This is a genomic window from Caulobacter soli (assembly GCF_011045195.1).
GTDB classification, from domain to species: Bacteria; Pseudomonadota; Alphaproteobacteria; order Caulobacterales; family Caulobacteraceae; genus Caulobacter; species Caulobacter soli.
In genome coordinates this window covers 1043962-1070064 of record NZ_CP049199.1, presented here as the reverse complement: position 1 = coordinate 1070064, position 26103 = coordinate 1043962, and the positions used below count along the sequence as shown (strand labels likewise).

Below are 26103 nucleotides of genomic sequence, written 5' to 3'. Positions count from 1 at the left end.
GACCACGCACCACGCTGAACGCCCCCTACCCGTCCGATACCGCCTTCGTCACCAGGTTGATCCTGCGGCCGCCCGGCATCTCGACGTCGCCGCCGGTCCAGCCGGCGGGACAGGCGCCCGACCATTCGGCGGTCATCGACATCTTGTGCTCGCCGTTCATCGCCGGCTGGGCCGCGCCCGTGGTGGTGCTGGTGACGTCCATCACGTAGCGGGTGTTGAAGTCGCCGGCGACGTGGATGGTGCTGTCGCTCCTGCCGGCCGCCCCCATGTCGCAGGTCGAGACCACCGTCCAACTACCGTCCACGCCGCGCGTCATCGACTGGCGCCGGCAGCGCTTGTCGTCGCTCTGGGTGTCCAGGCCCATCTTCTCGTCGCTGGTCTCGTCGACGCAGAAGCGGAAGCTGCGCGTGAAGCCCTGCGCCTTCAGGGTCATGGTCTGGGTCCACAGGCCCGGCTTGCGCTTGGGCCAGGTGGTCGGGGCCGGCGCGTCCGGCGTCGCCGCGACGGCCGCCTTGGGTGCTTCGGCCGTCTTGGTCTGTTTTTTTGACCGCAGGCGGCCACGGCCGCCAAAATGCCAAACGCCACAAATGCTGCTGGAGCCCGCATCGCCCACCTCGCTCGCGCGTTAGCCCCCAGTCGAATAACACCCCTGGCGCGGCGCGCCGTCCAGCCCATATGCGAGTCATGACAGACGCCTTCAGCCACAACCCCGCCAAGAGCCGCTACGAACTGGAGGTCGACGGCATGCTCGCCTTCGCCGACTACCAGCGCAGCGGCCACCGCCTGGTCATCCCCCATGTCGAGGCCGACCCCGCCCTGCGCGGCACCGGCGCCGCCGGCCGCCTGATGGGCAAGGTCGCCGAGACCGCCCGCAGCGAAGGCATGAAGATCGTGCCGCTGTGCAGCTACGCGGCGGCCTGGCTGAAGCGGAACGATCCGGAGATCATCGCCTAGGCCGCCTGCTCGGTCATCCAATCCCGGAACGCCGCCAGGGCCGGGGTGACCGCGCGCGACTTCAGCCAGGTCAGCCAATACATCCCCGACCCGACCTCCAGGGGAAACGGCCGCACCAGCCGGCCCTGCTCCAGGTCGCGGGCGAACATCATCGACGGGGCCAGGGCCACGCCCGCGCCCTGCATCGCCGCCTCGACCATCACCCAGGAGCTGTCGAACACCGGCCCCCGGATCGGCGGCGGGGTGAGGCCGGCCGCGGCGAACCAGTCGGGCCAGTCGTCGGCGCGATAGCTGCGCAGCAGCACCTCGGACTTCAGCGCCTCGGGCGACTTCAACCGCTCGGCCACGGCCGGCGCGCACAGGGGCGTCATCGGCGCGGCGAACAGCGGTACGGCTTGGGTGCCGTGCCAGGCCCCGTCGCCGAACCGCACGGCGCAGTCCAGCCCCTCGCCGGCGATGTCGATGCGGTTGTTGTTGGTGAACAGCCGCAGGTCGACGAACGGGTGAGCTTCGCGGAAGGCCGGCAGGCGCGGCAGCAGCCAGCCCACCGCGAAGGTGCCCACTACCCCCACGCTGAGCACCTCCATCACCCGGCCGGCCGAGAACCGCTCGAGCACGTCGCCCATCCGCTCGAAGCTGTCACGCAGCACCGGCAACAGGGCCAGGCCCTCGTCGGTCAGGGCCAGGCCGCGCGGCAGCCGACGGAACAGGCTGGCGCCCAGCCGCTGTTCCAGCCCCTTCACCTGGTGGCTGACGGCGGCCTGGGTCACGCACAGCTCGATGGCCGCCCGCGTGAACGACAGGTGCCGGGCCGAGGCCTCGAAGGCTCGCAAGGCGTTCAGGGGAAGTTGCGCGCGGCTCATCTCGATACCCAAAATTTTCTAGGGTTTCGACCCAAGTATCATCGTTTGATCGAAAGGCCACCTGTCGCCCATCTTCCGGGTCATGGAGGATCCGATGATCGACAGACGCCAAGTGTTAACGGCCCTTTCCGCGCTTCCCGCCCTGCCCCTGGCCAGCCCAGCCGCCTCGGCGGCGACCGCGCGGCTAACCAGCGGCATTAGCCGGAGTATCGTCGCCCTGGAGGCGCGCAGCGGCGGCCGGCTGGGCGTTTCGGTGCTGGACACCGCCAACGGCAAGACCTTCGCCTATCGCGGCGACGAGCGCTTCGCCATGTGCAGCACCTTCAAGGCCCTGGTCGCCGGCCTGGTGCTCAAACGAGTGGACCAGGGCCTGGAGCGGCTGGATCGCCGGATCGTCTACGGCAAGAACGTGCTGCTGGCGCACTCGCCCGCCACCGAGAAGCATGTCGGCGAGGGCATGACGGTCGGCGCGCTTTGCGAGGCGACGGTCACGCTCAGCGACAACGCCGCCGCCAACGTGCTGCTCTACACCTTCGGCGGCCCGCCGGCCCTGACCGCCTTCCTGCGCGGCCTGGGCGACAAGGTCACCCGCCTGGACGGCTACGAGCCCGAACTGAACGTGGTCCGGCCGGGCGAGATCCACGACACCACCTCGCCCAACGCCATGCTGGCGACCCTGCGCACCCTGACCCTGGGCTCGGTCCTGTCGCCCGCTTCGCGCCAGCAACTGGTGGCCTGGCTGGTCGGCAACCAGACCGGCGACAGGCGCCTGCGGGCCGGCCTCCCGCCGGGATGGAAGGTCGGCGACAAGACCGGCAGCTGGGGCGACGGCAGGATCGGCACCACCAACGACATCGCCGTGATCTGGCCGCCCGCCCCTACGAAATCGGGAAGATCACCTCTGCTGATCACCGCCTATCTGAGCCGCTCCACATTGGACGACGACGGCCGCAACGCCGCGATCGCCGAGGTCGCGCGGTTGGTCACGGCGGCGGGATTCGGGTCGTAAAAATTCCAATACAACCTCAGGGGCGCGGCGATGAGCCGCGTCGCAAGCCACTGTTCTTTAAGGCCTTCGTCCTATTCGTCCTGTACGGTTCACCCTAGCTTGAGCAAAGCCAGGGCGACCCGCGAAAGCAGGGTGATGACAGAGACGACCTCTTCCGGCGCGACCTGGTTAAATCCCAAGTGGACCGGCCGCGACCTTCTTAAGACCCTGGGCCTCGCCGCGATCGCGGCGATCGGCTACGCCCTGCTGGCCTATCTGTGCGTCGAATTCCCTCGCAACTACGGCCAGGTCGCGCCGATCTGGCTGTCGAACGGCTTCGGCGTGGCCTGCCTGCTGTCGTGCCGCAGCCGCCATTGGCCCGCCGTGCTGCTGGGTTGCCTGGTCGGCGGGCTGGCGGCCGGCGCGCACGTCCAGGACCTGCTGGCCGTCAACGTCGTGCTGGTCAGCTGCAACATCGTCCAGATCTTCCTCTGCGGCTGGGGCATGCGCCGCGTCTGCGGCGCGGAGGTCGACCTGGGCCGGGCGCGCGACATGATCGCCTTCGCCCTGATCTGCGGCCTGGCCGCCCCGGTCTGCACCGGCGCGGTCGCCGCCTCGATCCACACCGCCATGCGCGGCGGCGTGCTGCTGGCCAATATCGGCGTCTGGTCCCTGGGCGACATCCTGGGCCTGATGACCATCACCCCCTGCCTGCTGGCCCTGGTGCGCATACGCCACTATCTGCGCGAGCGGCCGCTGTCGGCCTCGGGCGTCATCTGCCTGCTGGTGCTGCTTGTGGTCACCATCGCCGTCTTCACCCAGTCGCGCCCCGTTCTGTTCATCGTTCCGCCGATGATGCTGCTGGTCGCCTGGCGGCTGGAAGTGCTGGGCGCGGCGCTGAGCGCGACCCTGGTGGCCATCGTGGCGGTGATCTTCACCATGGCCGGCCATGGCCCGATCACCCTGCTGACGAGCGGCTCGCCCGACCAGGCGATCGTGCTGCAGCTGTTCCTGGCCGTGGCGATCTTCATCAGCCTGCCCGTGGCCTCGATCCAGCGGCACCGCCGCCAGTTGCTGCAGAGCATGACCGAGGCCAACGCCGCCGTGGTCCGCAGCGAGGCGCGCTTCCGCCAGCTGGCCGAGAACGCCCAGGACATGATCATCCACAGCAACATGCGCGGGATCATCCAATACGCCTCGCCAGGCTGCGCGCAGATGACCGGCTACACGGCCGAGGAACTGGTCGGCCGCGAGGGCATGTTCATCGTCCACAAGGACGACCGCGAGGCGGTGCGCGCCATCGTCATCGAACAGATCGCCCACATGGCCGCCCATCACGACAACGGACCCACCCGCGTCGAATACCGCGCGATCCGCAAGGACGGCGAGGTGATCTGGCTGGAATCCCGCCCCGGCCTGCAACGCGATCCGCTGACCGGCAAGGTCACCGGCATCACCGACATCGTCCGTGACGTCACCGAGCAGAAGGCCATGGAGCGCCAGCTGCGCGAGGCCCGCAACGAGGCCGAGGCCGCCGTCGCGGTGAAGAGCGAGTTCCTGGCCAATATGAGCCACGAGCTGCGCACGCCCCTGACCTCGGTGCTGGGTTTCGCCCGCCTGATCGACGACGAGCCGGAGCTGTCGCCCGACGGCCGGCGCTACATCGGCCGGGTGCTGAGCGGCGGCAAGGCGTTGCTGACGACGATCAACGACATCCTCGACTTCTCGAAACTGGAAGCCGGCCAGCTGGAGCTGAAGCTCGAGCCCGTCGCCCCGGCCCCGCTGATCGAGGAGGCGCTGGACCTGTTCTCGCTGCAAACCGAGGTGCGGGGCGTGGCCCTGCGCGCCGAGGGCCTGGACGATCTGCCCGCCGACCTGCTGATCGACGGCGGCCGGCTGCGCCAGGTGCTGCTGAACCTGATCGGCAACGCGGTGAAGTTCACCGAGGCCGGCTCGATCACCCTGACGGCCGCCTACGACCAGGCGCATGAACGGCTCAGCGTCTCGGTCGCCGACACCGGCCCCGGCATCGCGCCCGAGGACGTCGACCTGCTGTTCCGCCGCTTCTCGCAGGTGGACGCCGGCCTGACCCGCCAACACGGCGGCACGGGGCTGGGACTGGCCATCTGCAAGGGCCTGGTCGAGGCGATGGGCGGCCAGATCGGCGTCGTCAGCATTCCTGGTCGCGGCGCCTGCTTCAGCTTCGACGTCGTCGCCCCCTCGACGGCCCACGCCGAGAACAGCGCGCCGCGCGAGATGCCCATCTCGCTGCTGCCGCCCGCCTGCCGGGTGCTGATCGTCGACGACAATCCGGCCAATCGCGAGCTGGTCAACGCCATCCTGACCGCCATGGGCGCCCAGGTGGCCGAGGCGGTGGACGGCATGGAGGGCGTCGCGGCGGCCGCCGCCGATCCCTACGACGCCATCCTGATGGACCTGCGCATGCCGCGCCTGGACGGCGCCCAGGCCGCCCAGCGCATTCGCGGCGAGGGCGGACCCAACGCCCGCACCCCGATCATCGCCTTCTCGGCGGACGCCCGCCCCGGCGGTCCGGGCGGGGTCTTCGACGGTTCGGTGTCCAAGCCGATGACCGCCGCGGGCTTGGTCGACGCCCTGAACACCGCCATGGCGGGTTCGGCCAAGGCGGCCTGAGGCCCTTGAAATAACATCGATCTTCGAGATTGCGGACCCGGGAGCGCGCGCTAGGATCGCGCCACCTTCAGGGAGGTCCGCCATGAGCGACGAACTGGTCTTCTACACCAACCCGATGTCGCGCGGCCGGATCATCCGATGGATGCTGGAAGAGGTCGGCGCGCCCTATCGCACCGTGGTGCTCGACTACGCCTCGTCGATGAAGGCGCCCGACTATCTGGCGGTCAATCCAATGGGCAAGGTGCCGGCGATCACCCATCGCGGCGTGACCGTCACCGAGGGCGCGGCGATCTGCGCCTATCTGGCCGACGCCTTCCCCGAGAAGGGCCTGGCCCCGCCGGTCACCTCGCCCGAGCGCGGGACCTATTATCGCTGGCTGATGTTCGCCTGCGGGCCCGTGGAGTCGGCGGTGACCAACAAGTCGATGGGCTTCGTCGTGCCCGACGACCGCAAGGCCATGGCCGGCTATGGCTGCCTGGACGACACCCTCAACGCCCTGGAGCGCGCGGTGGAGGGCAAGACCTACATCGTTGGCGACCGGTTCTCGGCGGCGGACGTCTATGTCGGCGCGCAAATCGGCTGGGGCATGATGTTCGGCACGATCGAGAAGCGCCCGGCCTTCGAGGCCTACTGGGCCGGGATCAGCGCCCGTCCGGCGGCCAAGCGAGCGGCCGAGATCGACGACGCGCTGATCGCGGCGGCGAAGGAGACGGCGGAAGCCTGACGCCCCCTCCGTCGGGCTTCGCCCGCCACCTCCCCCGTTTCACGGGGGAGGAGAGGCTGATCCGCTTCCTCCTCACCCGCAAAGCGGGGGAGGTGGCGCGATGCGAATACGCATCGTGACGGAGGGGGCGTCAGCGGACCCGGGCGAACTCCCCCGTCAGCCACTCCATGAACACCCGCACCCTCAGCGGAATCTGGCGGGCCTGCGGGTAGAGCAGCGACACCGGGGTCGGACTGGGCGGATAATCCGGCAGGAGCTCGACCAGCCGTCCGGCCTCCAGGTCGGCCTTCGCGTGGTATCGCGGGATCTGGATGATCCCCAGGCCCTCGCGGGCGGCGACGATGTTGGTCTCGGCCCCGGTCACCGACAGCACCGTGGGCAGGGTCATGAATTTCAAAGCGCCCCCGACCGTGAACTCCAGCGGGAAGTGCTCGCCGGTCGCCGACGAGACGAAGCCGATCATCACGTGGCCGCCCGCCCCTAACGCCTCGGGCGTCGTCGGAACGCCGTGCTTCTCCAGATAGGCCGGCGCGGCGCAGGTCACCTCGTCCAGCAGCCCGACCCGGCGAGCGATCATGGCGCTGTCCTTCAGGTCGCCGACCCGCAGCACGCAGTCGACGCCCTCGCGCACCAGGTCGACCAGTCGGTCGCCCTCGCCCAGGTGCAGGCGGATGTCGGGATAGCGCGCCAGGAAGGCCGGCAGACCCGGCAGCAGGAAATGGCGGGCCAGGGTGCCGTGCACGTCGACCCGCAGCAGGCCGCGCGGCTTGGCGTCGCTGAACTCGGCCTCGGCGTCTTCCAGTTCGGCGAGAATGGTCAGGCAGCGGCGGTAGAAGGCCTCGCCGTCCAGGGTGGGGCTGACATGGCGTGTGGTCCGCTGCAGCAGGCGCACGCCCAGCCGCGCCTCCAGCTGCTTGACCCCCTCGGTGGCCGTCGAGGCCGGCAGGTTCAGGTCCAGCGCCGCCTGGCTGAAGCTGCGCCGCTCCACGATGCGGACGAACAGGCGCATGGCGTCGAAGCGATCCAGGGTGGCGACTCCATTATTCGCAATTCTGAATAATATTGTCGAATATTGGCTGATTATCTCCGTCAGTCAAAAGCTCATCTTCCTCTCACAGCCGACGCGGTGTCGGCCTGGAGAGACGAAATGACCCAGCAAACCCACAAGGTGGCGATCGTCACCGGCGCCTCGGGCGGCATCGGCGCGGCGGTCTCCGAACGCCTGGCCCGCGACGGCTTCACCGTCGTGGTCAACTACGCCGGCAAGGCCCAACCGGCCGAGGATCTGGTCCGCCAGATCCACGCGGCCGGCGGCAAGGCCGTGGCCCACCAGGCCGACGTCGCCGACCCCGAGGCGGTCCGCAAGATGTTCGAGGCGGCGGAAACGGCCTTCGGCGGCGTCGACGTGCTGATCAACAACGCCGGGATCATGAAGCTGGCCACGATCGCCGACAGCGACGACGCCCTGTTCGACAGCCAGATCGCCGTCAATCTGAAGGGCAGCTTCAACACCCTGCGCGAGGCGGCCGGGCGGCTGCGGGACGGCGGTCGGATCGTCAACGTCTCGTCCAGCGTGGTGGGCCTGCTGCAGCCGACCTATGGCGTCTACGCGGCGACCAAGGCCGCGGTCGAAGCCATGACCAGCGTCCTGACCAAGGAGCTGCGCGGCCGCAACATCACGGTCAACGCCATCGCGCCTGGCCCCACCGCGACAAAGCTGTTCCTCGACGGCAAGCCGCAGGAGGTGGTCGACCGCCTGGCCAAGCTGGCCCCGCTGGAACGCCTGGGCCAGCCCGAGGACATCGCCGCCGCCATCGCCTTCCTGGTCGGGCCGGACGGAGCCTGGATCAACGGCCAGACCCTGCGCGCCAACGGCGGGATCATCTGATCCCACGCCCTCCCCGACACCTCCATTCAAGGATCATCGCCATGACCACTTCGAACCAAATCATCGTCGTCACCGGCGCCTCCAGCGGCTTTGGCCTGCTCAGCGCCAAGGCCCTGGCCGCCGCCGGCCACACCGTCTACGCCTCGATGCGCGAGACCGAAGGCCGCAACGCGCCCCAGGTCGCCGAGATCGCCCGCTACGCCGCCGAGCACGGCGTCGACCTGCGCACCGTCGAGCTGGACGTCGCCAGCGACGCCTCGGTCGAGGCCGGGATCGCCAGGATCATCGCCGACAACGGGCGCCTGGACGTGATCGTCCACAACGCCGGCCACATGAGCTTTGGCCCGGCCGAGGCCTTCACGCCCGAGCAGTTCGCCCAGCTCTATGACATCAACGTGCTGAGCACCCAGCGGGTGAACCGCGCGGCCCTGCCGCAGCTGCGCAAGCAGGGCAAGGGCCTGGTGGTCTGGGTGTCGTCCAGCTCGACGCGCGGCGGCACGCCTCTATACCTGTCGCCCTATTTCGCGGCCAAGGCGGCGATGGACAGCCTGGCGGTCAGCTACTCGACCGAACTGGCGCGCTGGGGGATCGAGACTTCGATCATCGTGCCCGGCGCCTTCACCAAGGGCACCAACCACTTCGCCCACTCCGGCAAGCCGGCCGACGAAGCACGGGCGGCGGAATACGAAGACGGCCCCTATGCCGGCGTGGCCAAGCTGGCGCTGGACGGCCTGGCCGCCCTGGAGCCGGCCGACGCCGACGCGGGCGAGGTGGCCAAGGCCATCGCCGCGGTCGTCGACACGCCGTTCGGCAAGCGCCCCTTCCGCGTCCACATCGACCCGTCGCGCGACGGCGCCGAGGAAGTCAACGGCGTGGCCGATCGGGTGCGGGCCGAGATGTATCGCCGGATCGGCCTGGAGGATCTGCTGCACCCGGCGGTCGTGGGCTGACGCCCAAGAAAAACCCGCCCGCCCCGGCGAAGGTTGGGACCCAAACCGACCGACTTGACCCACCTCCACGACAGGTCCGGAAAGTCAGCTTGGGTCCCGACATTCGCCGGGAGGAGCGGGGCGCACGCACAGACGGGGACAGGCGCGCGCGCCTGTCCCCGAATGCGATCTACGACAGGACCTGGATTACCACGCGACGGTTCTGGGCGCGGCCGTCCGGGTTGTCGTTCGGGGCGACCGGATCTTCCTCGCCGTACGAGATCGTCGCCATGCGGTTCAGCGGCACGCCCTGCTTGCTGAGGAACTTGCGCACGGTCTCGGCCCGCTCGTTGCCCAGGGTCTCGTTGTACTGCGGATTGCCCGTGGCGTCGGTGAAGCCCTGGATTTCCAGATAGACGTTCTTGTTGTCGCCCTTCAGCTTGCTGGCGAAGTCGGCCAGGCGCTGTTCGGCTTCCGGCGACAGCTCGTGGCGGTTCAGCGGGAACTTCACCGAGTCATCGCTCAGCACCACCGAGTACAGGAACTTGCCCTCGGCCAGCTTGCCGGCGTCGGTCGCGCGCTTCAGCGCTTCCTGGCTGGTCCGGTCCACGTCGGCCAGCTTGGTGTCTGTGCTGTCGACCCGCGTGTTCACCGCGCCGACCTGATCGTTGACATAGCCCTTGGTCGCGCAACCGCTGACCGACAGCCCGCCGGCCACCAGAGCGCTCACCATCATCATCTTGTAGTTTATGCTAATCATGGGGACACCCTTCCACCTTGTTTCAACACCGAGCACCAAGCTGGACCGTTCGACAGTCCATCAGCGGCGCTTCGTCAGTCGAAAACCGACATTCGAAAGAGGCGAATTCTGGGCCTGTTCTAGACAGACTTAGCCATTCTTCGGCATGTCTCTACGCCGCTTCTAAGTAACGCGCGCGTACGCGGAAATCGGGCAAAGGTTCCCGATAAATATTTGCGATATGTGGGGACTGAGAAGCCATCCTGGACCCGTTTTCCCCGCTTCGCCAGACAGAAAAACGGGCGCGTCCATCGGACGCGCCCGTACAGGATTCGAGGGCGACGAACCTTACTGCAGCGTCGCCTTGTCGATCGCCAGGCCGTCGGAACCGGCGCCGACGGCGATCACGCCGCCGTCTTCCAGCTCGCCCGCCAGCAGCTTCTTGGCGATCGGGTCGATCAGGTCCTTCTGGATCACGCGCTTGAGTGGGCGCGCGCCATAGACCGGATCGTAGCCCTTGTCGGCCAGCCACTGCAGGGCCTCGGCGTCCAGCGCCAGGGTCATGCGGCGCTCGGCCAGCATCTTGTCCACCCGCTGCAGCTGGATGCGGACGATGTCGCCCATGTTCGAGCGCGACAGGCGCTTGAACAGGATGATCTCGTCGATCCGGTTGAGGAATTCGGGGCGGAAGTGGCCGCGCACCGTGTTCATCACCAGAGGCCGCACCTCCTCGACGTCCGAGCCGTCCTCCTGGTTGGCCAGGAACTCGGCGCCCAGGTTGGAGGTCATGATGATCAGGGTGTTCCTGAAATCGACCGTCCGACCCTGGCCGTCCGTGAGACGGCCGTCATCGAGCACCTGAAGCAGCACGTTGAAGACGTCCGGGTGGGCCTTCTCGATCTCGTCGAACAGCACCACCTGGTATGGACGCCGGCGCACCGCTTCCGTCAGCGCCCCGCCCTCGTCGTAGCCGACATAGCCGGGAGGCGCGCCGATCAGGCGGCTGACCGAGTGCTTCTCCATGTATTCGCTCATGTCCATGCGAGTGATCGCATGTTCGTCGGCGAACATGAACTCGGCCAGGGCCTTGGTCAGCTCGGTCTTGCCCACGCCCGTCGGGCCCAGGAACAGGAAGCTGCCGATCGGCTTGGACGGGTCGTGCAGGCCGGCCCGCGCGCGGCGCACCGCGTCGGACACCGCCTCCAGCGCCTCGTCCTGGCCGACAACGCGGCCGCGCAGGGCGTCCTCCATCTTCAGCAGCTTCTCGCGCTCGCCTTCCAGCATCTTCTCGACCGGCACGCCGGTCCAGCGGCTGACGACGGCGGCGATCTGCTCGGCGTCGACGACTTCCGGCGTCAGGGCCTTCTCGGCCCCCGCGCCCGTCTCGCCGGCCTCGGCGTCGGCCAGGCGCTTCTCCAGCGCCGGGATCTCGCCGTACTGCAGCTGACCGGCGCGCGCGAAGTCGCCGGCCCGCTGGGCGGCGGCCAGGTCGGCGCGCAGGCGGTCCAGGGCCTCGCGAGCCTGGGCGGCGCCGCCGACCTTGTCCTTCTCGGCCTTCCAGCGCGCGGTCATCTCGTCGGAGCGGAACTGCAGGTCGTCCACTTCGACTTCGAGGTTTTCGAGGCGCTGCCTCGAGGCCGCGTCGGTTTCCTTGGACAGGGCCTCGCGCTCGATCTTCAGCTGCACCAGGCGGCGGTCGATCTCGTCCAGCTCCTCGGGCTTGCTGTCGATCGCCATGCGCACCCGGCTGGCGGCCTCGTCCATCAGGTCGATGGCCTTGTCGGGCAGGAAGCGGTCGGCGATGTAGCGATTGCTGAGCGTGGCGGCGGCGACCAGGGCGCTGTCCGAGATCCGCACGCCATGGTGCACCTCGTACTTTTCCTTCAGGCCGCGCAGGATCGAGACGGTGTCCTCGACCGTGGGCTCGCCGACGAACACCGGCTGGAAGCGACGGGCCAGGGCCGCGTCCTTCTCGACGTGCTTGCGGTACTCGTCCAGCGTGGTGGCGCCCACGCAGTGCAGCTCGCCGCGCGCCAGGGCGGGTTTCAGCAGGTTGGAGGCGTCCATCGCCCCGTCGCCCTTCCCGGCGCCCACCAGGGTGTGCATCTCGTCGATGAACAGGATGATCGAGCCCTCGGCGGCCGTGACCTCGCCGAGCACGGCCTTCAGCCGCTCCTCGAACTCGCCGCGATACTTCGCGCCGGCGATCAGGCTGCCCATGTCCAGCGACAGCAGCTTCTTGTCCTTCAGGCTTTCGGGCACGTCGCCCTCGACGATGCGCTGGGCCAGGCCTTCGACAATGGCGGTCTTGCCGACGCCGGGTTCGCCGATCAGGACGGGGTTGTTCTTGGTGCGGCGCGACAGGACCTGGATCGTGCGGCGGATTTCCTCGTCGCGGCCGATGACCGGGTCGATCTTGCCGTCGCGCGCCGCCTGGGTCAGGTCGCGGGCGTAACGCTTCAGCGCGTCATAGCCTTCCTCGGCCGAAGCGCTGTCGGCGGTGCGGCCCTTGCGGACGGCCGCGGCGGCGGTCTCCAGGCCCTGGGCGGTGGCCCCGGCGTCCTTCAGGATCTTGGCCGCGTCGCCGCCTTCCTTGGCGATGGCGATCAGCAGGCGCTCGGTGGTGACGAAGGCGTCGCCGGCCTTCTTGGCGCCGTCCTCGGCGGCCGAAAACACCCGGGCGGTGTCGGGCTTCATGTACAGCTGGCCGCCGGCGCCGTCGACGCGCGGGGTCTTGGCCAGCAGCGCGTCGGTCGCCGCGTCGGCGGCGTCGGGCCGGCCACCGGCGCTCTGGATCAGGGCGCGGCTCAGGCCGTCCTTCTCCTCGAGCAGGACCTTCAGCAGGTGTTCGGGCCCCAGTTGCTGGTGCCCCTTGGCCAGGGCCAGGCTCTGGGCTGACTGGACCGCGGACTTGGCCCGGTCGGAATAGAGATCAATCTTCATACGGCATCCCCTCCATGGGCGGATCAACACTCAGCCGCCTCATACGAGCCCGGCCACGTCAGGCGGCATATAGTGTTGCTGAAACACCACACAAGCGCCGCCAGCACATTGGAAAATCATCCCTCCAAACTTGACTATGAGAAAAATTCTCTCAATAGTTGATTTTACTGACAGATAGAAACCTATGGGAGAGCGTCTTGTCCGACGAAGTCCCTCTGCGCCTTCGAACCGAAGAGACCCGCGCGAAAACAATCGCCAGCTACGGCGGCCTTCTTATTCCGGTCGCGATCCTGGTCGCCACCCAGATGTTCAACGACAATCGGCTGGCGGCCGAGGGTCAGCGACGCGCCAGCGAGCAACTGCTCCAAAACTCGCAACGCTGTGTCAGCGATAGCATGACCTATCTCGACAAGGCTTTCGATGAATCCAGCACCTCGGAGACGCTCAAGGAAGAGCGGCGACAGAGGATCGCGACGTTAGGCGGCTTACTCGTTCAGGTCTGCTCCGACGGCGGCCTCAAACTGCCGCCCACGCTGGTCGCCCAGCTCCAGGAGGCCAAGACCCAATCAACTGATCCCGCAACGCGCGACGCCGCCACCCAGGCGTTGAAGGCGAGCCAGGCGCCGACCGCGCCGCCAGCCGCCGACTTGTTGCGCGTTTACTTCCATATCTCCCGAGAGGATCAGCGCCCGGCGGCTAGAAAGCTTGAACTCTGGCTGGAACAGCAAACTCCGCAAAAGCGGGTGCTGGTGGTGCCCGGGATAGAGCTCGTACCGGGCAACAAGAGCCCCGACGTGCGATGCCCCTTGCCATCCGACTGCCCCGTCGCTGGCGAAGTCGCCAAGCTGCTCAACAGCCAGCTGACCTCGCCGCTCCTGCCGGCAAAGGCCAACGACATGGGCGGAGCCTATGCCGCCTCGCCGACTATTCGTCCGGGCACGATCGAAGTCTGGTTCGGCGCGGCCGAGATTTCGGTCAAACCTTAGCCCGAAGGCAACTCGGCCAAAGTCTCACCACCCCCGTTGGGCGATATAGTTTTGCAGCGCCACGATCCGGCTGGCGTCCGAAGGGTGGGTTGAAGCGAACTGCGGACTGCTGGATCCTCCCTGGGCCTGCATGTGCTCCCACAGGATCACCGCCTCGCGCGGGCGGTAGCCGGCCCGCTGCATGAAGTCGACGCCCAGGCGGTCGGCCTCCAACTCCTGCTTGCGCGAGAACGGCAACAGGAAGCCGTACTTGGCCGCGTCGCCGCCGTAGCTTGAGATCGCCCGGCCCGCATCGCCGCCGGCGGCCACGCCCAGCACGCCCAGGACCAGGCTGGAGGTCAGGTTCTGCGATTGCCGCTCGGCCGCGTGGTGGGCGACGACGTGACCGGCCTCGTGACCGATCACGGCGGCCAGTTGGTCGTCGTTGTCGACGATCTTCAGCAGGCCCGTGGTCACCCCGACATGGCCGCCGGGCAGCACGAAGGCGTTGGGCGAAGCGTCCTCGAACACCGCGTAGTCCCACGGCCGGCCGCCCAGGCCGGCGGCCTCGACCACCCGCTGGCCCACGGCGCGCACCCGGGCGTTGGCGGCCTTGTCGGGGCTGACCTTGCTGGTCTTCAGCGTCTCGTTCCAGGCCTGCTCGCCGGCCTTGGTCAGGCTGGAGTCGTCGACGATGGCGATCTGCTGGCGGCCGAGGTCTGGATTGTAGGCGCAGGCCGACAGGGCCAGGGCGGCGATGGCGGCGGCCGGCGGCGGAATGGGGCGCATGAATGTTTCCCGACGTCGGCCAGTGTCATGGCCGTTCTGCATCTAATCCCACGCGCATCTGCTGTCATCCCGGGCGTAGCGCAGCGAAGACCCGGGACCGACGCGTGAACTCAGCGCTTCCGGCGGTCCCGGATCGGCGCGCTTCGCGCTTGTCCGGGATGACACCAGTAGGGCTCCTACTTCCCGTCCGCGTACAGCTTGACCACCTCGTACAGGAACTGGCGGCCGTTCATCAGGGCCTTGACCTGGATGCGCTCGTTCAGGCCGTGGATGTTGTCGCCGTCCGGGCCGGCCATCAGGCCCGACAGGCCGTAGGTCGGCACGCCGGCGGCGTTGGTGAAGCGGCCGTCCGTGGCGCCGGTCAGCATGGCCGGGATGAACGGAACGCCAGGCCAGATCTTGCCGGCGACCTTGGTGGCCGGTCCCATGATCCGGGGCGTCAGCGGCGGCGGCGGACTGACCGGGTCGGGGTCGGCGGCCAGGGTGATCTTGATGGCCGGGTCGGCGACGACCTGCTCCAGCTGGTCGCGGATGACCTTGGGATCGTTGCCCGGCAGGATGCGGCAATTGACATTGGCCTTGGCCCGTTGCGGCAGGGCGTTGGGCGCGTGGCCGGCCTCGGCCATGGTCGCCACGCAGGTGGTGCGCATCATGCTGTTGCGGGCGGGATCGCGGGCCAGGATGGCGGCGGCGGCCGCGTCGGACGGATCCTTGACGATCGCCCGCATGGCGTTGGCGACCTCGGCATCGGGCTCGATCCTGGCGCTCTGCTCGTAATAGGCCTTGGTCGCGTCGTTCAGGGCGATCGGGAAGTCATAGGCGCCCAGGCGCGAGAGGCCGCCAGCCAGGTGGTAGATCGCGTTGTCCTTGACCGGCCGCGAGGAGTGGCCGCCCGGGTTCGTGACCTCCAGATTGTAGTCCATATAGACCTTCTCGCCGACCTGGATGGACAGCAGCTTGGGCTTGCCCGTCTCGTCCAGGCGACTGTCGTCGCCCTCGTTCAGCGCGAAGTCGGCCTTCATGGCTTCCGGGTGCTTTTCCAGCAGCCAGGGCACGCTGTTGAACTGGCCGCCCTCCTCGCCGCAGGTCAGGGCCAGCTTGATGTCGCGCTTGGGCGCGAAGCCCTCTTTCTTGTAGCGCACCAGGCTGTCGGTGAAGATCGCCGCCATGGCTTTGTCGTCGCTGGCGCCGCGGGCGTAGAAGTAGCCGCCTTCCTCGATCAGGGTGAACGGGTCGCGCACCCAGTCCTCGCGCTTGGCCTCGACCACGTCGATATGGGCCATCAGCAGGATGGCGCCGGCGCTGGGGTCCTTGCCGTGCAGGGTGGCCAGCAGGGCGCCGGCCTTGGGGTGCTCGTCGGGGAAGACCACCTTCACGTCGCTGTCGGGAAAGCCCGCCGCCTTCAGCCGCGCGCCCATGGCCTGGGCGGCGGCCGTGCAGCTGCCGACCGAGGCCGTGGTGTTGGTCTCGACCAGTTCCTTGTAGAGGCCGCGGAAGGCCGGCTCGCTGGCGTCCTTGGACGCGCTCTGGGCCTGGGCGAGGCCCGCCAGGGCCAGGGTCGACAACGCCGCCGCCGTCATGAGGATGGTCTTGGTCGCGCCGCGCATGTCGCCTCCCTTTATTGTTGAGCGAGAGGCTAGGCGGGGTTCATGGGCCAGCGCAATGGGCGAGGGCCAAAACGACGTCATCCCCCGAACGGGTCGGGGGATGACTGAAGTTTAGTCAATGCGTGGAGAAGCCTAGGCCTCTTCCGACCCGGGCGCCGCGCCTTCGAAGCTGCGCGGGGCGCGGCGGCGCTTGGGCTTTGCGGGGGCGGCCTCGGCGTCGGCGGCCAGAACCGACGAGGTCGAAACCGGACCGGTGTCCGCAACGGCTTCGGCGCGGGCCGACTTGCGGCCCAGGAAGGCCGGGGCGTGGCTGACGTCGCCGTCCTGGCTGCGCAGCAGCGGCGAGGCCGCGGCCTCGCTGGTCAGCGGCGTGGCCTGGGGCTCGATCACGGCCATCGGATCGCGATCGCGCGGAGCCCGTTCGCGGCGCGGACGCTCACGACGGCCTTCGGTCGGCGCTTCGACAGCCTCGGCGGCGACCGGACGATCTTCGCGGACGCGATCTTCGCGGGGACGCTCTTCACGGAAGCGATCCTCCCGGGGACGATCGTCGCGCGGACGGTCTTCACGGGGGCGCTCGTCGCGCTGGCGATCTTCCCTCGGACGGTCGTCACGAGGACGATCATCCCGGGGACGGTCATCTCTTGGCCGATCATCGCGAGGACGGTCGTCACGCGGACGATCATCCCGGGGGCGGTCATCGCGCTGACCGTCGCGCGGACGGTCGTCGCGGTCGCGCCAACGGTCGCGGCGGCTCTGACCTTGACCCTGGCCCTGCTGGCCGTCGAAACGGTCGCGGTTCTGGTTGTTGTTGTCGCGCGGGCGGTCGTCGCGCTGACCGTCTCTGGGACGATCCTCGCGAGGCCGGTTCTCGAACCGATCGCGACGCTGTTCGCCGCCCTGGCCCTCGCCGCCTTCGCCGTCGGCCGAAGCCTCGGTCTGGGTCGCCTCGGGGGTCTCGGGCTGTTCTTCGGGTTCGGCCTCGAAGTCGATCTCGTAGGCCGAATAGGCGTCCTTGCCGATGATGTCGCTGACCGGACGATTCGGCTGAATGGCGCGCAGGACCCGGAAGTAGTGCTCCGCGTGCTGCAGGTAGTTCTCGGCCAGAACCCGGTCGCCGGACGACGTCGCGTCACGAGCCAGCTGCTGGTACTTTTCGTAAACGCCTTGGGCCGCGCCGCGCACCTTCACGCCTTCGGGGCCGTTCGAATCGAAGGCCCGGTTGGCGTTGTGCTGCTGAGGCTTGCCGCCACTACCCGCTCCGCCGCGATTGTTGCGGCCGCGCTGGCGCTTCATGCCCTTGAAATCTCTCATCTTCTCTTCTGAACCTGTCCGGCGGCGATCTGCGCGTCCGGTGTTTGGCCTCTGGAGCGGGGTGGAACCCTGTTAGGTCCTGCCTTCGATGTTCTAGAGACGTTGGTTTCCGTAGAGCCTCCGCCCGGTTCGGGCGCGGCGATCAGCCGGATCGGCCGTTCGCGCCTGCCGGGGGAGCCTCGCGATCGTCTAGACGATCGTTTTTCCCGTCACCCGGCGCTTTGGAAGGAGACATTACTCGTCTAGCGCCTCACGCCGGGCTTTCCAAGGGATTTTTCAGCCCGCGATTTTGGCTGAAACCCTGGCCGTGTTGTCGACCGCTATTTCGTGCCGGTGATAACGCGGTCGTGGGTCGAGAGATCCTTGATGGTCTTCACGTTCTGGGCGCCGACGTCCTTGAACAGCGCTTCCACCGCCGCCGACTGGTCGTAGCCGATCTCGACGGCGAACATCGCGCCAGGCTTGAGCACCCGCAGGATCTCGCCGGCCAGCACGCGATAGGCGTCCAGGCCGTCCGCGCCGCCGTCCAGGGCCAGGCGCGGCTCGTGGTCGCGGACCTCCGGCTCCAGGGTCTCGATCACGTCGGTGGCGATGTAGGGCGGGTTGGAGACCACCAGGTCGAAGCTGTCGTCGCCCAGGCCGCTGGTCCAGTCGCCGCGCATCAGCGCCACGCGGCCGGCCAGATCCAGGTTGGCGGCGTTCTCGCGGGCCACGGCCAACGCGTCTTCCGAGACGTCGATGCCCAGCCCCTTGGCGGCCGGACGCTCGGCCAACACCGCCAGCAGGATCGTGCCCGAGCCGACGCCCAGGTCCAGCATGTTGAAGGGCATGGCCTCCGGGAAGGCCTTCAGCACCTCGTCGACAATGACCTCGGTCTCGGGACGCGGGGTCAGGACGTTCTTGTTGACCTGCAGCAGGATCTTCCAGAACTCCTTGCGGCCGATGATGTGGCTGACCGGCTCGCGCGCCGCGCGGCGGGTCAGGAAATCCTCCAGCGTCGCCATCTGGGCGTCGGTCAGCACGCGATAGGGATCGGTGATGATGTCGGTGCGGGTGACGTCGGCGGCCACTTCCAGCAGCAGGCGGGCGTCGATCGCCGGCTGATCGATCTGAACGGTCTTCAGACGATCCTTGGCGGTGTTCCAGGCTTTGACGAGGGTCAGGGTCATGGGGGCGCTCCTTAGCGCGTCATCGTCGCCGGGGCGAGTTTGAAGTCGGTACCATTTTCTGGTACTTTGCCGGTCGGAGGATCCGATGAGCAAGAATACCTCGATCGTTCTCAGCGACCACTTCCAGACCTTCATCGAAGCCCAGATTGGCGATGGCCGCTACGGCTCGGCCAGCGAGGTCGTGCGCGCGGGGCTGCGACTGCTGGAGGAGCGGGAAACCAAGTTAGAAAGACTGCGCGCCGAGCTCGCCAAGGGGCGTGCAAGCGGCTTCATAGACGACTTCGACTTCGACGCCTTCATCGAAGAAAAGCTTCGGGACGAGGGCGTCGCCGAGTGAAACGCGTACGGCTTTCGGGAGAAGCCCGTCGCGATCTCGATGACATCTGGACGTATTCCCGTGATCAATGGGGCGCCAGACGCGCCGCCGCCTATCTGCGCGACATCCGCGCGGCGTTCACGCTTATCGCCGAACGCCCGGCGATTAACCCTGTCCTCAACGGCCTCGACGAGGGCTATCGCAAGCGCCTAGTCGGATCACACGTGATCTTCTATCGGCTGGAGGCGGGGCACATCGAGATCGACCGCGTCATGCACCAAAGTGAAGACGCGACCCTGCGCTTTGGCGGCGACTAAACCACCGCCACCTCATCCCCCTCGGCCACCGCCCCGTTCTGCTCCACCTTCAGATAGATGCCGCAGAACATGTGGCCGTAGTTATCGAACAGGGCCTTCACCAGTTCGATGTCGCGCTCGGCGGTGACCGGGTCGACGTGGGTGGCGGCGCAGCGGACGATGGGTTTCAGCACTTCCGCCCTCGCCTCGCCCACGGCCATCGTCCGGCCGGTCCAGTCGTTCTCGACCCAGGCCGGCCAGCCCTCGACATAGAGGTTGGCGCGGAAGCGCAGGGGATCGACCGGCCGGCCCAGCTTGTCCGCCAAGTCGCGCACGCTGGCCAGGTTGACGATGGAGACATAGCCGCTGCGGCTGTCCATGAACCGGTAGTCGCCCGGCCCCTCGACCACGCGCAGCGGCCCCTTCACCGCATCGCCCAGCAGGCCGGCGAGCCAGGCCTCGAACCCGCGCCGCCCGTCGTCACCGCGCAGGTCGCCGGCGAAGTCCGCCTGGCCCTCGGTCCGCGCGGTGAGCACGCCGGTCGCCTCGTCATAGGCGGTGCGGGCCTTGGCTACCTGGGGGATCTTGGCCAGCACCGCGAACTTCATCTTCGAGATGTGGGTCGGCGCGTCGGGGTCGAAGCCGCTGGGCCCGTCCTCGACAGCGTAGAGCCGGTCGCAGGGGAAGCATTGGCCCACCGTAAGCTCGGCCCCGGCCAGGCGCTCGGGCGTGAAGCCCTTGACGGGGTGACGATAAAGGCTGGCGATCCGGGCGTGCATGGGCGCAAGGTCGGCGACGACTCGCGTCTTGGCAAGGAACACCGCCCCGCCCCGGGGTGTTCCTCCCCCGGAGGGCCAGACCATGACCGAGACCACTCCGCGACGCCCGATCCGGTCGTGGATCGCCTCGCGGCCCTATCACCTGACGCCCTGGATCGCCCTGCTGGCCCTGATCCCCTTCGCCCTGCCCAAGCCCGCACCGAAATCCGCCGCCAACGAGACCCTGATCGACCACCCGCCCGGCCTGTCCGAGGACCGGGCCATGCCGCCGCACGCGTTCGACCAGGCCGAGCCGATGCGCGGCCGCGCCGCCCGACATCCGCATCGCATTCCGGTCCTCGGCTGGCGCGACATCCTGTGGCGCACCTTCCGCGAGATCAGCGTCGACCGCCTGCCCGCCGTGGCCGGGGGCGTGACCTTCTACACCCTGCTGGCCATCTTCCCGGCCATCGGCGCCTTCGTGTCGCTGTACGGCCTGTTCGCCGACGTCGGGGCGGTCGAGAAGCAGCTGCAGGAGATGTCGAGCGTCTTCCCCGCCAGCGTCGTCAACATCATCGGCGAGCAGATGTTGCGCCTGGCCAGCCAGGAGCAGACCAAACTGGGCGTGGCCTTCGTGCTCAGCCTGCTGCTGTCGATCTGGAGCGCCAACGCCAGCATGAAGGCGCTCTTCGACGGCCTGAACATCGCCTATGACGAGGACGAGAAGCGCAACTTCGTCACCAAGACGATCTGGACCTACGCCTTCACCTTCTGCGCCCTGCTCTACGCCGTGGTGCTGGCCGGCGTGCTGATCGCCGCGCCGGTGGTGTTCGAGCGGATCGGCCTCAGTTCGGCGGCCGTGATCTGGGTCCCGCTGCGCTGGCTGATCGTGCTGGCGGTGACCGCCATCGCCTTCGCCATGCTCTACCGCTTCGCGCCCTGTCGCGCCCGCCCCCGTTGGCGCTGGGTTGCCTTGGGGGCGGTGTTCGGCGCGGCGGCCTGGCTGCTGGGCTCGCTCGGTTTCTCGCTCTACGTCAACAACATCGCCCACTACGACGCCACCTACGGACCGCTGGGGGCGGTGATCGCCTTCATGGTCTGGATGTGGTTCTCGATCATGACCGTGCTGGTCGGGGCCGAGCTGAACGCCGAGATCGAGCACCAGACCGCCATCGACTCCACCACCGGCCCCGAAAAGCCGATGGGCGAGCGCGGCGCGGCCATGGCCGACACCGTCGGCCTGGCCTTCCATCCCTGGGAGTTCATCCAGCGCGAGGCCGGCACGGTCAAACGGGTGTCCGGCCGCTACTGGAACCGGGCGCGCGGCAAGCGCTCCAACCAACCGCGGCCGCCCAGCTGAGCCTTGGCGAACCCCGGCTGCGCCGCTAAGTCATGAGCCATGATCTTCGCTCCCGCCGCCCCGTCCGAATTCCCCGCCATCGTCGACCTGGTCAACTCCGCCTATCGCGGCCAAGGCGCCCAGGCCGGCTGGACCACCGAGGCCGGCTATATCGACGGCCAGCGCATCGACCTGGAGAGCCTGAAACAGGACCTGGCCGAGGCCCCGAACGCCGTGCTGCTGACGCTGCGCGACGAGACTGATGGTCCGCTGCTGGGCTGCGTCTGGATCGAGCCGGACGCCGACGTGGCGGAAGGCGACACCTGGTACCTGGGCATGCTGACTATCCGCCCCGACCTGCAAGACCGCCAGCTGGGCCGCGCCCTGCTGGCCCACGGCGAGGCCTACGCGGCCGGCCGGGGCGCCAGGCGCGTGCGCATGACCGTCGTCCACCTGCGCGACACCCTGATCGCCTGGTACCAGCGCCGAGGCTATGCGCTGACTGGCGAGCGCAAACCGTTCCCGGTGGGCGAGCGGTTCGGCAAGCCGCAACAGGCGTTGGAGTTCGTGGTGCTGGAGAAGGTGATTTAGGCAGCGGTCGACTTAGACGCCCGGGATCCTGAGTCCCCGATGGCTTCGAGTCGCCGGCTGGCTTACGGGGTGACGGGGGCCGCGGCGAGAGCCGTGGCGGGCAGGGCAGGCTATGGCGTCCAAGGTGATGAGGACCGCGCTGCACGCGGCCGTGGCAGCCGCGTTGATGGCCGCCCCAATGGCTGTCGCGCCGTCGGCTGACGCCGCGTCCTTGGCGAACGACTACAAGCACGTGAGCTGGTCGGTCGAAGGCGGCGCGCCGGGCCGGATCAACACCATCGGCCAGTCCCGGGACGGCTATCTGTGGCTGGGCGGCGTCGAGGGCCTGTTCCGTTTCGACGGGGTCACCTTTGAAAAGATCGAAAGCGAGCAGCCCAAGCCGGCGCGGCTGGTGGTCGCCGAGGTGCTCGGCGCCCGCTCCGGCGACGTCTGGGTGGGCCTGGCGCGCGGCGCCGGCGTGGCGGTCTATCGCCAGGGTCGCCTGATCGACGCGCGCATGCCCAACCCCTCGCGCGAGGTCACCGGCCTGGCCGAAGGACCGGACGGCGCCATCTGGGTGGCCCGGGGCGGACGCGGCGACCACACCCTGGCGCGCTGGCGAAACGGCCGGTGGGACGAAATCGGCGCCGAGACCGGCCTGCCGTCCGACAGGGTCTGGCACATTCACGTGTCGCGCGACGGCACGCTGTGGGTGGTGCTGGACAAGACCGTCGTCTTCAAGCGCCCCGGCGCGGCCCGGTTCGAGGCGACCAACGAACCGGTCACCTCGCGCGCCAGCATCGGCGAGACGCCCGACGGGGCCATCTGGGTGTCCGACACGACCTCGACCCGCCCGCTCCGCCCTTCCGCCCTGCCCGGTTCAAGCCAGGCGTTCTCGCAGCTGGGCGAGGTGGGCGGCGCGCGGATCCTGTTCGACCGCCGCGGGCAGCTGTGGGGCACCACCTGGACCGACGGGGTGTTCAACGTCGCGCGCATGACCCAGCCGGGCGCCGACACCTTCACCGCGCGCGACGGCCTGACGTCCGATCAGACCCATGCCGTGTTCGAGGACCGCGAAGGCAATATCTGGGTCGGCACCGAGCTTGGGGTGGACATGCTGCGGCCGGCGGCCGTCGCCGTCGAACCGAACATTCCGCAGAACTCAGCGCGCGGTTACCGCCTGGCGGCCCGCGAGGACGGCACGGTGTTCGTCAGCGACTCCAAGACGCTCTACGCCATCCCCGCGCGTGGTTCGGCCCGGATCGTGATGCAGGCGCCGTCCCTGCCGGCGGCCCTGTGCGCCGGTTCGGGCGACAGCCTGTGGATGCCGCTGAACCAGGAAGTCTTCCGGCTGAGTCCCAACGGCGTCTCGGTGTTCCGCCGTCCCTCCGAAGCCTATTCGTACGGCTGCGCGGAGGACCGCGAGGGGCGGCTGTGGATTCCCGCCCTGGAAAAAGGCCTCAACATGCTGGCCGAAGGGCGCTGGTCGCATTGGCCGGTCGCGGCGGGCGGGGCGCCGCCCGGCAACGCCGTGCGCGATGCGCAGGGGCGAGCAGTCGTGCTCTATCGCGGCGATCCGAAGCAGCCGCCCATGCCGTTTCTCGCCGTCCACCGCGGCCGGGTCGGCATCGGCGAGATCGAGGGCGTCATGGCCGGCCGGACCGCCGTGTTCGCCAGCAGCGCCCGGGGCCTCGCCCGGCTTTCGGCCGACCGCGTCCAGAAACTGGGAGCCGAGGCCTATCCGTGGCTCGGCTCGATCAACGGCCTGGCGCAGACCGCCGCCGGCGACACCTGGACGATCGGCGACGCCGGGATCGTCAGGATGCGCACGGCCGACCTGGACAACGCCTTCGCCCACCCCGGCGCCCCGCTGCCGCACCGGGTGTTCGACTTCCGCGACGGGCTCAACAGCTATCCGCAGAAGGTGCCCGGCGCTCAGGTGGTGGAGGGCGGCGACGGCCGGATCTGGTTCCTCACCCGCCGGAACGTCCTGGCCATCGATCCCGCGCGACTGACCACCAACCCGACCCCGCCGCCGGTGGCGATCCGGTCGCTGACCGCGGCGGGACGCAAGCTGCGCGATCCGACGGGTACGGTGGTGCTTCCGGCGGGAACCAAGGCCCTGGCCATCGGCTATGCGGCGGGCAGCCTTTCGGTGCCCAGTCGCGTTCGCTTTCGCTTCCAACTCGAGGGCCTCAACGAGACCTGGATCGACGCCGACGCCCAGCGCGCGGCCTTCTTCAACGACCTGGGCCCGGGCCACTACCGCTTCCGGGTGACCGCGGCCAACGAGGACGGTGTCTGGAACACCGAAGGCTCGGCGCTGTCGATCACCATTCCGCCGACCTTGCTGGAAACCTGGTGGTTCCGCCTGTTGGCCGCGGCCGCCGTCGGCCTCGCGCTTTGGATGCTGTATTCGCTGCGCCTGCGCCGCGTGGCCCGCAATATCCGCGAGCGACTGGAGGAGCGCACCGCCGAGCGCGAGCGCATCGCCCGCGAACTGCACGACACCCTGCTGCAAGGCGTCCAGGGCCTGATCCTGCGCTTCCAGGCGGCGGCCGAGCGCGTTCCCGAGCGCCATCCCGCCCGCGCCGCCATCGAAGCCGCGCTGGAGCGCGCCGAGGCGGTGCTGGTCGAGGGCCGCGACCGGGTGCGCGATCTGCGATCCCCAGACGGGCGGCGCCTGGACGCCATCCTGCAGGAACTGGTCGAGCAGCAGCCCTTCGCGCCCGCCGTGGACGTCGCGGTCGGCAGCCTGGGCCTGCCGCGCGAGCTCGCGCCCCGGGTCGTCGACGAAACGGTGCGCATCGTCGGCGAGGCGTTGTTCAACACCGCGCGCCATGCCCAGGCCGGACAGGTTCGCGTTCTGGTCGCCTATCACGCCAGCGGACTGCGCGTCGTGGTCCGAGACGACGGCCGGGGCTTCGACGCCGACACTCCGCCGCGCTCGGAGCAGGAGGGTCACTATGGCCTGGCCGGCATGCGCGAAAGGGCCCGCAGGATGGGCGCGACCCTGGCTCTGGAAAGTCAGCCGGGCGCGGGCGCCAGCGTGACGCTGAACGTGCCCGCCTCGGTCGCCTATGCTCTTCGGCCCCGCGACTGGCTGCGCCGGATCTTCGGCGAGTCCGGCTCAGCGCGCGCCTAGTAGCCTTCTTCCAGGCTGGCCAGGCGCGCGGCCTGATCCTCGGCGATCAGCGGCTTGATCACGTCGTCCAGCCCGTCGCCCTCGATCACCTTGGCCAGGTTGTAGAGGGTCAGGTTGATGCGGTGATCCGTGACCCGACCTTGCGGGAAGTTGTAGGTGCGGATGCGCTCGGAGCGGTCGCCGCTGCCGACCTGGCTCTTGCGGGCGTCCGAGCGGGCGGTGTCCAGCGCCTCGCGCTGCATGTCGTAGAGACGCGCCTTCAGGTTCTTCATGGCCCGAGCGCGGTTCTGGTGCTGCGACTTTTCCGACGAGGTCACCACCACGCCGGTCGGCAAGTGGGTGATGCGCACGGCCGAGTCGGTCTTGTTGACGTGCTGGCCGCCGGCGCCCGACGAGCGGTAGGTGTCGATCCGCAGGTCGCTCTCGTTGATCTCGATCTCGACGTCCTCGGCCTCGGGCAGCACCGCGACGGTGGCGGCCGAGGTGTGGATGCGCCCTTGCGCCTCGGTGGCCGGCACGCGCTGGACGCGGTGCACGCCGCTCTCGAACTTCCAGCGGCCGAACACGCCGTCGCCGGTGACCGAGGCGATGATTTCCTTGTAGCCGCCCATTTCCCCTTCGGAGACGCTGTCGATCTCGACCCGCCAGCCCTGCAGCTGGGCGTAGCGCTGGTACATGCGGAAGAGGTCGCCGGCGAACAGGGCCGCCTCGTCGCCGCCGGTGCCGGCGCGGACTTCGAGAATGGCCGAAGCGTTCTCGTCCTTGTCGCGCGGGGCCAGCATCAGGGCCAGCTCGCGCTCCATGACCGGCAGCTTCTCGTCCAGCGCCGTGATTTCGTCGGCGACCATGGCCGCCATTTCCGGATCGCCGGCCAGCTCGTCCAGCTCGGCGCGGTCGGCGCTCAGCTTGGCCAGGGCCTGGACGGCCTCGGCCACCGGACGCAGCTCGGCGTGCTCCTTGGAGAGCTTGACGATCTCGGCGCCGTCGGTGGCCGCGCCCATGCGGGCTTCGACTTCACGGAAACGGTCGAGAACTTGGTCGAGGCGGGCCTGGGGCAGTCGCAAGGGGGAACGTCACGCTGTGGGGAATTGGGCGGTCTCTCTACCGCTCCCAGCGCCCGGCGTCACCCCTTGGCTCGGAAGCGAGCTTGACGGA

At 68.8% G+C, this 26103-nt stretch carries 23 protein-coding genes; 12 read left to right on the top strand and 11 right to left on the bottom strand.

The window, feature by feature from the left end:
• Positions 1-25: 25 nt before the first annotated feature.
• Positions 26-613 (bottom strand): DUF3617 domain-containing protein, encoded by a 588-nt coding sequence (locus G3M62_RS05325; protein WP_246263479.1) that lies wholly within the window; start codon positions 611-613, stop codon positions 26-28.
• 71 nt (positions 614-684) lie between these two features.
• Between G3M62_RS05325 and G3M62_RS05320 the strand changes: the two genes are divergently transcribed.
• Positions 685-954 (top strand): GNAT family N-acetyltransferase, encoded by a 270-nt coding sequence (locus G3M62_RS05320; protein ID WP_165185299.1) that lies wholly within the window; start codon positions 685-687, stop codon positions 952-954.
• On the opposite strand, the gene G3M62_RS05315 is transcribed toward G3M62_RS05320, so the two are convergent.
• On the bottom strand, positions 951-1817 hold the full coding sequence (locus G3M62_RS05315) for a LysR family transcriptional regulator (RefSeq protein ID WP_165185298.1): 867 nt from the start codon (positions 1815-1817) through the stop codon (positions 951-953). The genes G3M62_RS05320 and G3M62_RS05315 overlap by 4 nt on opposite strands.
• A 94-nt stretch (positions 1818-1911) precedes the next feature.
• Between G3M62_RS05315 and bla the strand changes: the two genes are divergently transcribed.
• The 3 genes from bla to G3M62_RS05300 all read left to right on the top strand — a co-directional run bounded on the left by bla (position 1912) and on the right by G3M62_RS05300 (position 6181).
• The gene (gene bla / locus G3M62_RS05310; RefSeq protein WP_165185296.1) at positions 1912-2826 is read left to right on the top strand and encodes a class A beta-lactamase; all 915 of its coding nucleotides are present in this window, start codon (positions 1912-1914) and stop codon (positions 2824-2826) included.
• A 135-nt stretch (positions 2827-2961) separates the two neighbouring features.
• The gene (locus G3M62_RS05305; RefSeq protein ID WP_165185295.1) at positions 2962-5457 is read left to right on the top strand and encodes an MASE1 domain-containing protein; all 2496 of its coding nucleotides are present in this window, start codon (positions 2962-2964) and stop codon (positions 5455-5457) included.
• 82 nt (positions 5458-5539) lie between these two features.
• Positions 5540-6181, top strand: coding sequence for a glutathione S-transferase family protein (locus tag G3M62_RS05300; RefSeq protein ID WP_165185293.1), 642 nt, complete (start codon positions 5540-5542; stop codon positions 6179-6181).
• A 130-nt stretch (positions 6182-6311) separates the two neighbouring features.
• On the opposite strand, the gene G3M62_RS05295 is transcribed toward G3M62_RS05300, so the two are convergent.
• Positions 6312-7190 (bottom strand): LysR family transcriptional regulator, encoded by an 879-nt coding sequence (locus G3M62_RS05295; RefSeq protein WP_205691948.1) that lies wholly within the window; start codon positions 7188-7190, stop codon positions 6312-6314.
• 138 nt (positions 7191-7328) lie between these two features.
• Between G3M62_RS05295 and G3M62_RS05290 the strand changes: the two genes are divergently transcribed.
• Positions 7329-8069: an SDR family oxidoreductase gene (locus tag G3M62_RS05290; protein WP_165185290.1), complete on the top strand. Its 741-nt coding sequence runs from the start codon at positions 7329-7331 to the stop codon at positions 8067-8069.
• Between the two features lie 41 nt (positions 8070-8110).
• On the top strand, positions 8111-9019 hold the full coding sequence (locus G3M62_RS05285) for an SDR family oxidoreductase (protein ID WP_165185288.1): 909 nt from the start codon (positions 8111-8113) through the stop codon (positions 9017-9019).
• Between the two features lie 169 nt (positions 9020-9188).
• Here the strand turns inward: G3M62_RS05285 and G3M62_RS05280 are convergent, their stop codons facing one another.
• Both G3M62_RS05280 and clpB read right to left on the bottom strand, forming a co-directional pair.
• Positions 9189-9758, bottom strand: a complete 570-nt coding sequence (locus G3M62_RS05280) for an OmpA family protein (RefSeq protein WP_165185286.1) — start codon at positions 9756-9758, stop codon at positions 9189-9191.
• 327 nt (positions 9759-10085) lie between these two features.
• Positions 10086-12680, bottom strand: a complete 2595-nt coding sequence (gene clpB / locus G3M62_RS05275; RefSeq protein WP_165185283.1) for an ATP-dependent chaperone ClpB — start codon at positions 12678-12680, stop codon at positions 10086-10088.
• Positions 12681-12877: 197 nt separating this feature from the next.
• On the opposite strand from clpB, the gene G3M62_RS05270 reads away from it, so the two are divergent.
• On the top strand, positions 12878-13666 hold the full coding sequence (locus G3M62_RS05270) for a hypothetical protein (protein WP_165185280.1): 789 nt from the start codon (positions 12878-12880) through the stop codon (positions 13664-13666).
• A gap of 24 nt (positions 13667-13690) precedes the next feature.
• Here the strand turns inward: G3M62_RS05270 and G3M62_RS05265 are convergent, their stop codons facing one another.
• The 4 genes from G3M62_RS05265 to prmC all read right to left on the bottom strand — a co-directional run bounded on the left by G3M62_RS05265 (position 13691) and on the right by prmC (position 18524).
• Positions 13691-14434 carry a M48 family metallopeptidase gene (locus tag G3M62_RS05265; RefSeq protein WP_165185277.1) on the bottom strand — a complete coding sequence of 248 codons (744 nt, stop codon included), beginning with the start codon at positions 14432-14434 and terminating at the stop codon, positions 13691-13693.
• Positions 14435-14610: 176 nt separating this feature from the next.
• Positions 14611-16041: a M20/M25/M40 family metallo-hydrolase gene (locus G3M62_RS05260; protein WP_165185276.1), complete on the bottom strand. Its 1431-nt coding sequence runs from the start codon at positions 16039-16041 to the stop codon at positions 14611-14613.
• A 132-nt stretch (positions 16042-16173) separates the two neighbouring features.
• Positions 16174-17355 (bottom strand): DUF4167 domain-containing protein, encoded by a 1182-nt coding sequence (locus G3M62_RS05255; RefSeq protein ID WP_165185274.1) that lies wholly within the window; start codon positions 17353-17355, stop codon positions 16174-16176.
• Between the two features lie 320 nt (positions 17356-17675).
• Positions 17676-18524: a peptide chain release factor N(5)-glutamine methyltransferase gene (gene prmC / locus G3M62_RS05250; RefSeq protein ID WP_165185273.1), complete on the bottom strand. Its 849-nt coding sequence runs from the start codon at positions 18522-18524 to the stop codon at positions 17676-17678.
• An 85-nt stretch (positions 18525-18609) separates the two neighbouring features.
• Here prmC and G3M62_RS05245 point away from each other — a divergent pair, with 85 nt between their 5' ends.
• Together G3M62_RS05245 and G3M62_RS05240 are read left to right on the top strand one after the other, a co-directional pair.
• Positions 18610-18861, top strand: coding sequence for a type II toxin-antitoxin system ParD family antitoxin (locus G3M62_RS05245; RefSeq protein WP_165185271.1), 252 nt, complete (start codon positions 18610-18612; stop codon positions 18859-18861).
• Positions 18858-19157 (top strand): type II toxin-antitoxin system RelE/ParE family toxin, encoded by a 300-nt coding sequence (locus G3M62_RS05240; RefSeq protein WP_165185269.1) that lies wholly within the window; start codon positions 18858-18860, stop codon positions 19155-19157. Before G3M62_RS05245 ends, G3M62_RS05240 begins: the two co-directional genes overlap by 4 nt.
• On the opposite strand, the gene G3M62_RS05235 is transcribed toward G3M62_RS05240, so the two are convergent.
• Positions 19154-19915, bottom strand: coding sequence for an MOSC domain-containing protein (locus tag G3M62_RS05235; RefSeq protein WP_165191195.1), 762 nt, complete (start codon positions 19913-19915; stop codon positions 19154-19156). The genes G3M62_RS05240 and G3M62_RS05235 overlap by 4 nt on opposite strands.
• 82 nt (positions 19916-19997) lie before the next feature.
• On the opposite strand from G3M62_RS05235, the gene G3M62_RS05230 reads away from it, so the two are divergent.
• From G3M62_RS05230 to G3M62_RS05220, 3 genes are all read left to right on the top strand, one after another.
• On the top strand, positions 19998-21254 hold the full coding sequence (locus tag G3M62_RS05230; protein ID WP_165185268.1) for a YihY/virulence factor BrkB family protein: 1257 nt from the start codon (positions 19998-20000) through the stop codon (positions 21252-21254).
• A gap of 39 nt (positions 21255-21293) precedes the next feature.
• Positions 21294-21824, top strand: coding sequence for a GNAT family N-acetyltransferase (locus G3M62_RS05225; protein ID WP_165185266.1), 531 nt, complete (start codon positions 21294-21296; stop codon positions 21822-21824).
• A gap of 127 nt (positions 21825-21951) precedes the next feature.
• A complete protein-coding gene (locus tag G3M62_RS05220; RefSeq protein ID WP_165185265.1) occupies positions 21952-24948 on the top strand; it encodes a sensor histidine kinase in 2997 nt (998 codons plus the stop codon).
• Here the strand turns inward: G3M62_RS05220 and prfA are convergent.
• Entirely contained in the window at positions 24945-26012 is a 1068-nt protein-coding gene (gene prfA, locus G3M62_RS05215) for a peptide chain release factor 1 (protein ID WP_165185263.1), read from the bottom strand. The genes G3M62_RS05220 and prfA overlap by 4 nt on opposite strands.
• Positions 26013-26103 lie beyond the last annotated feature (91 nt).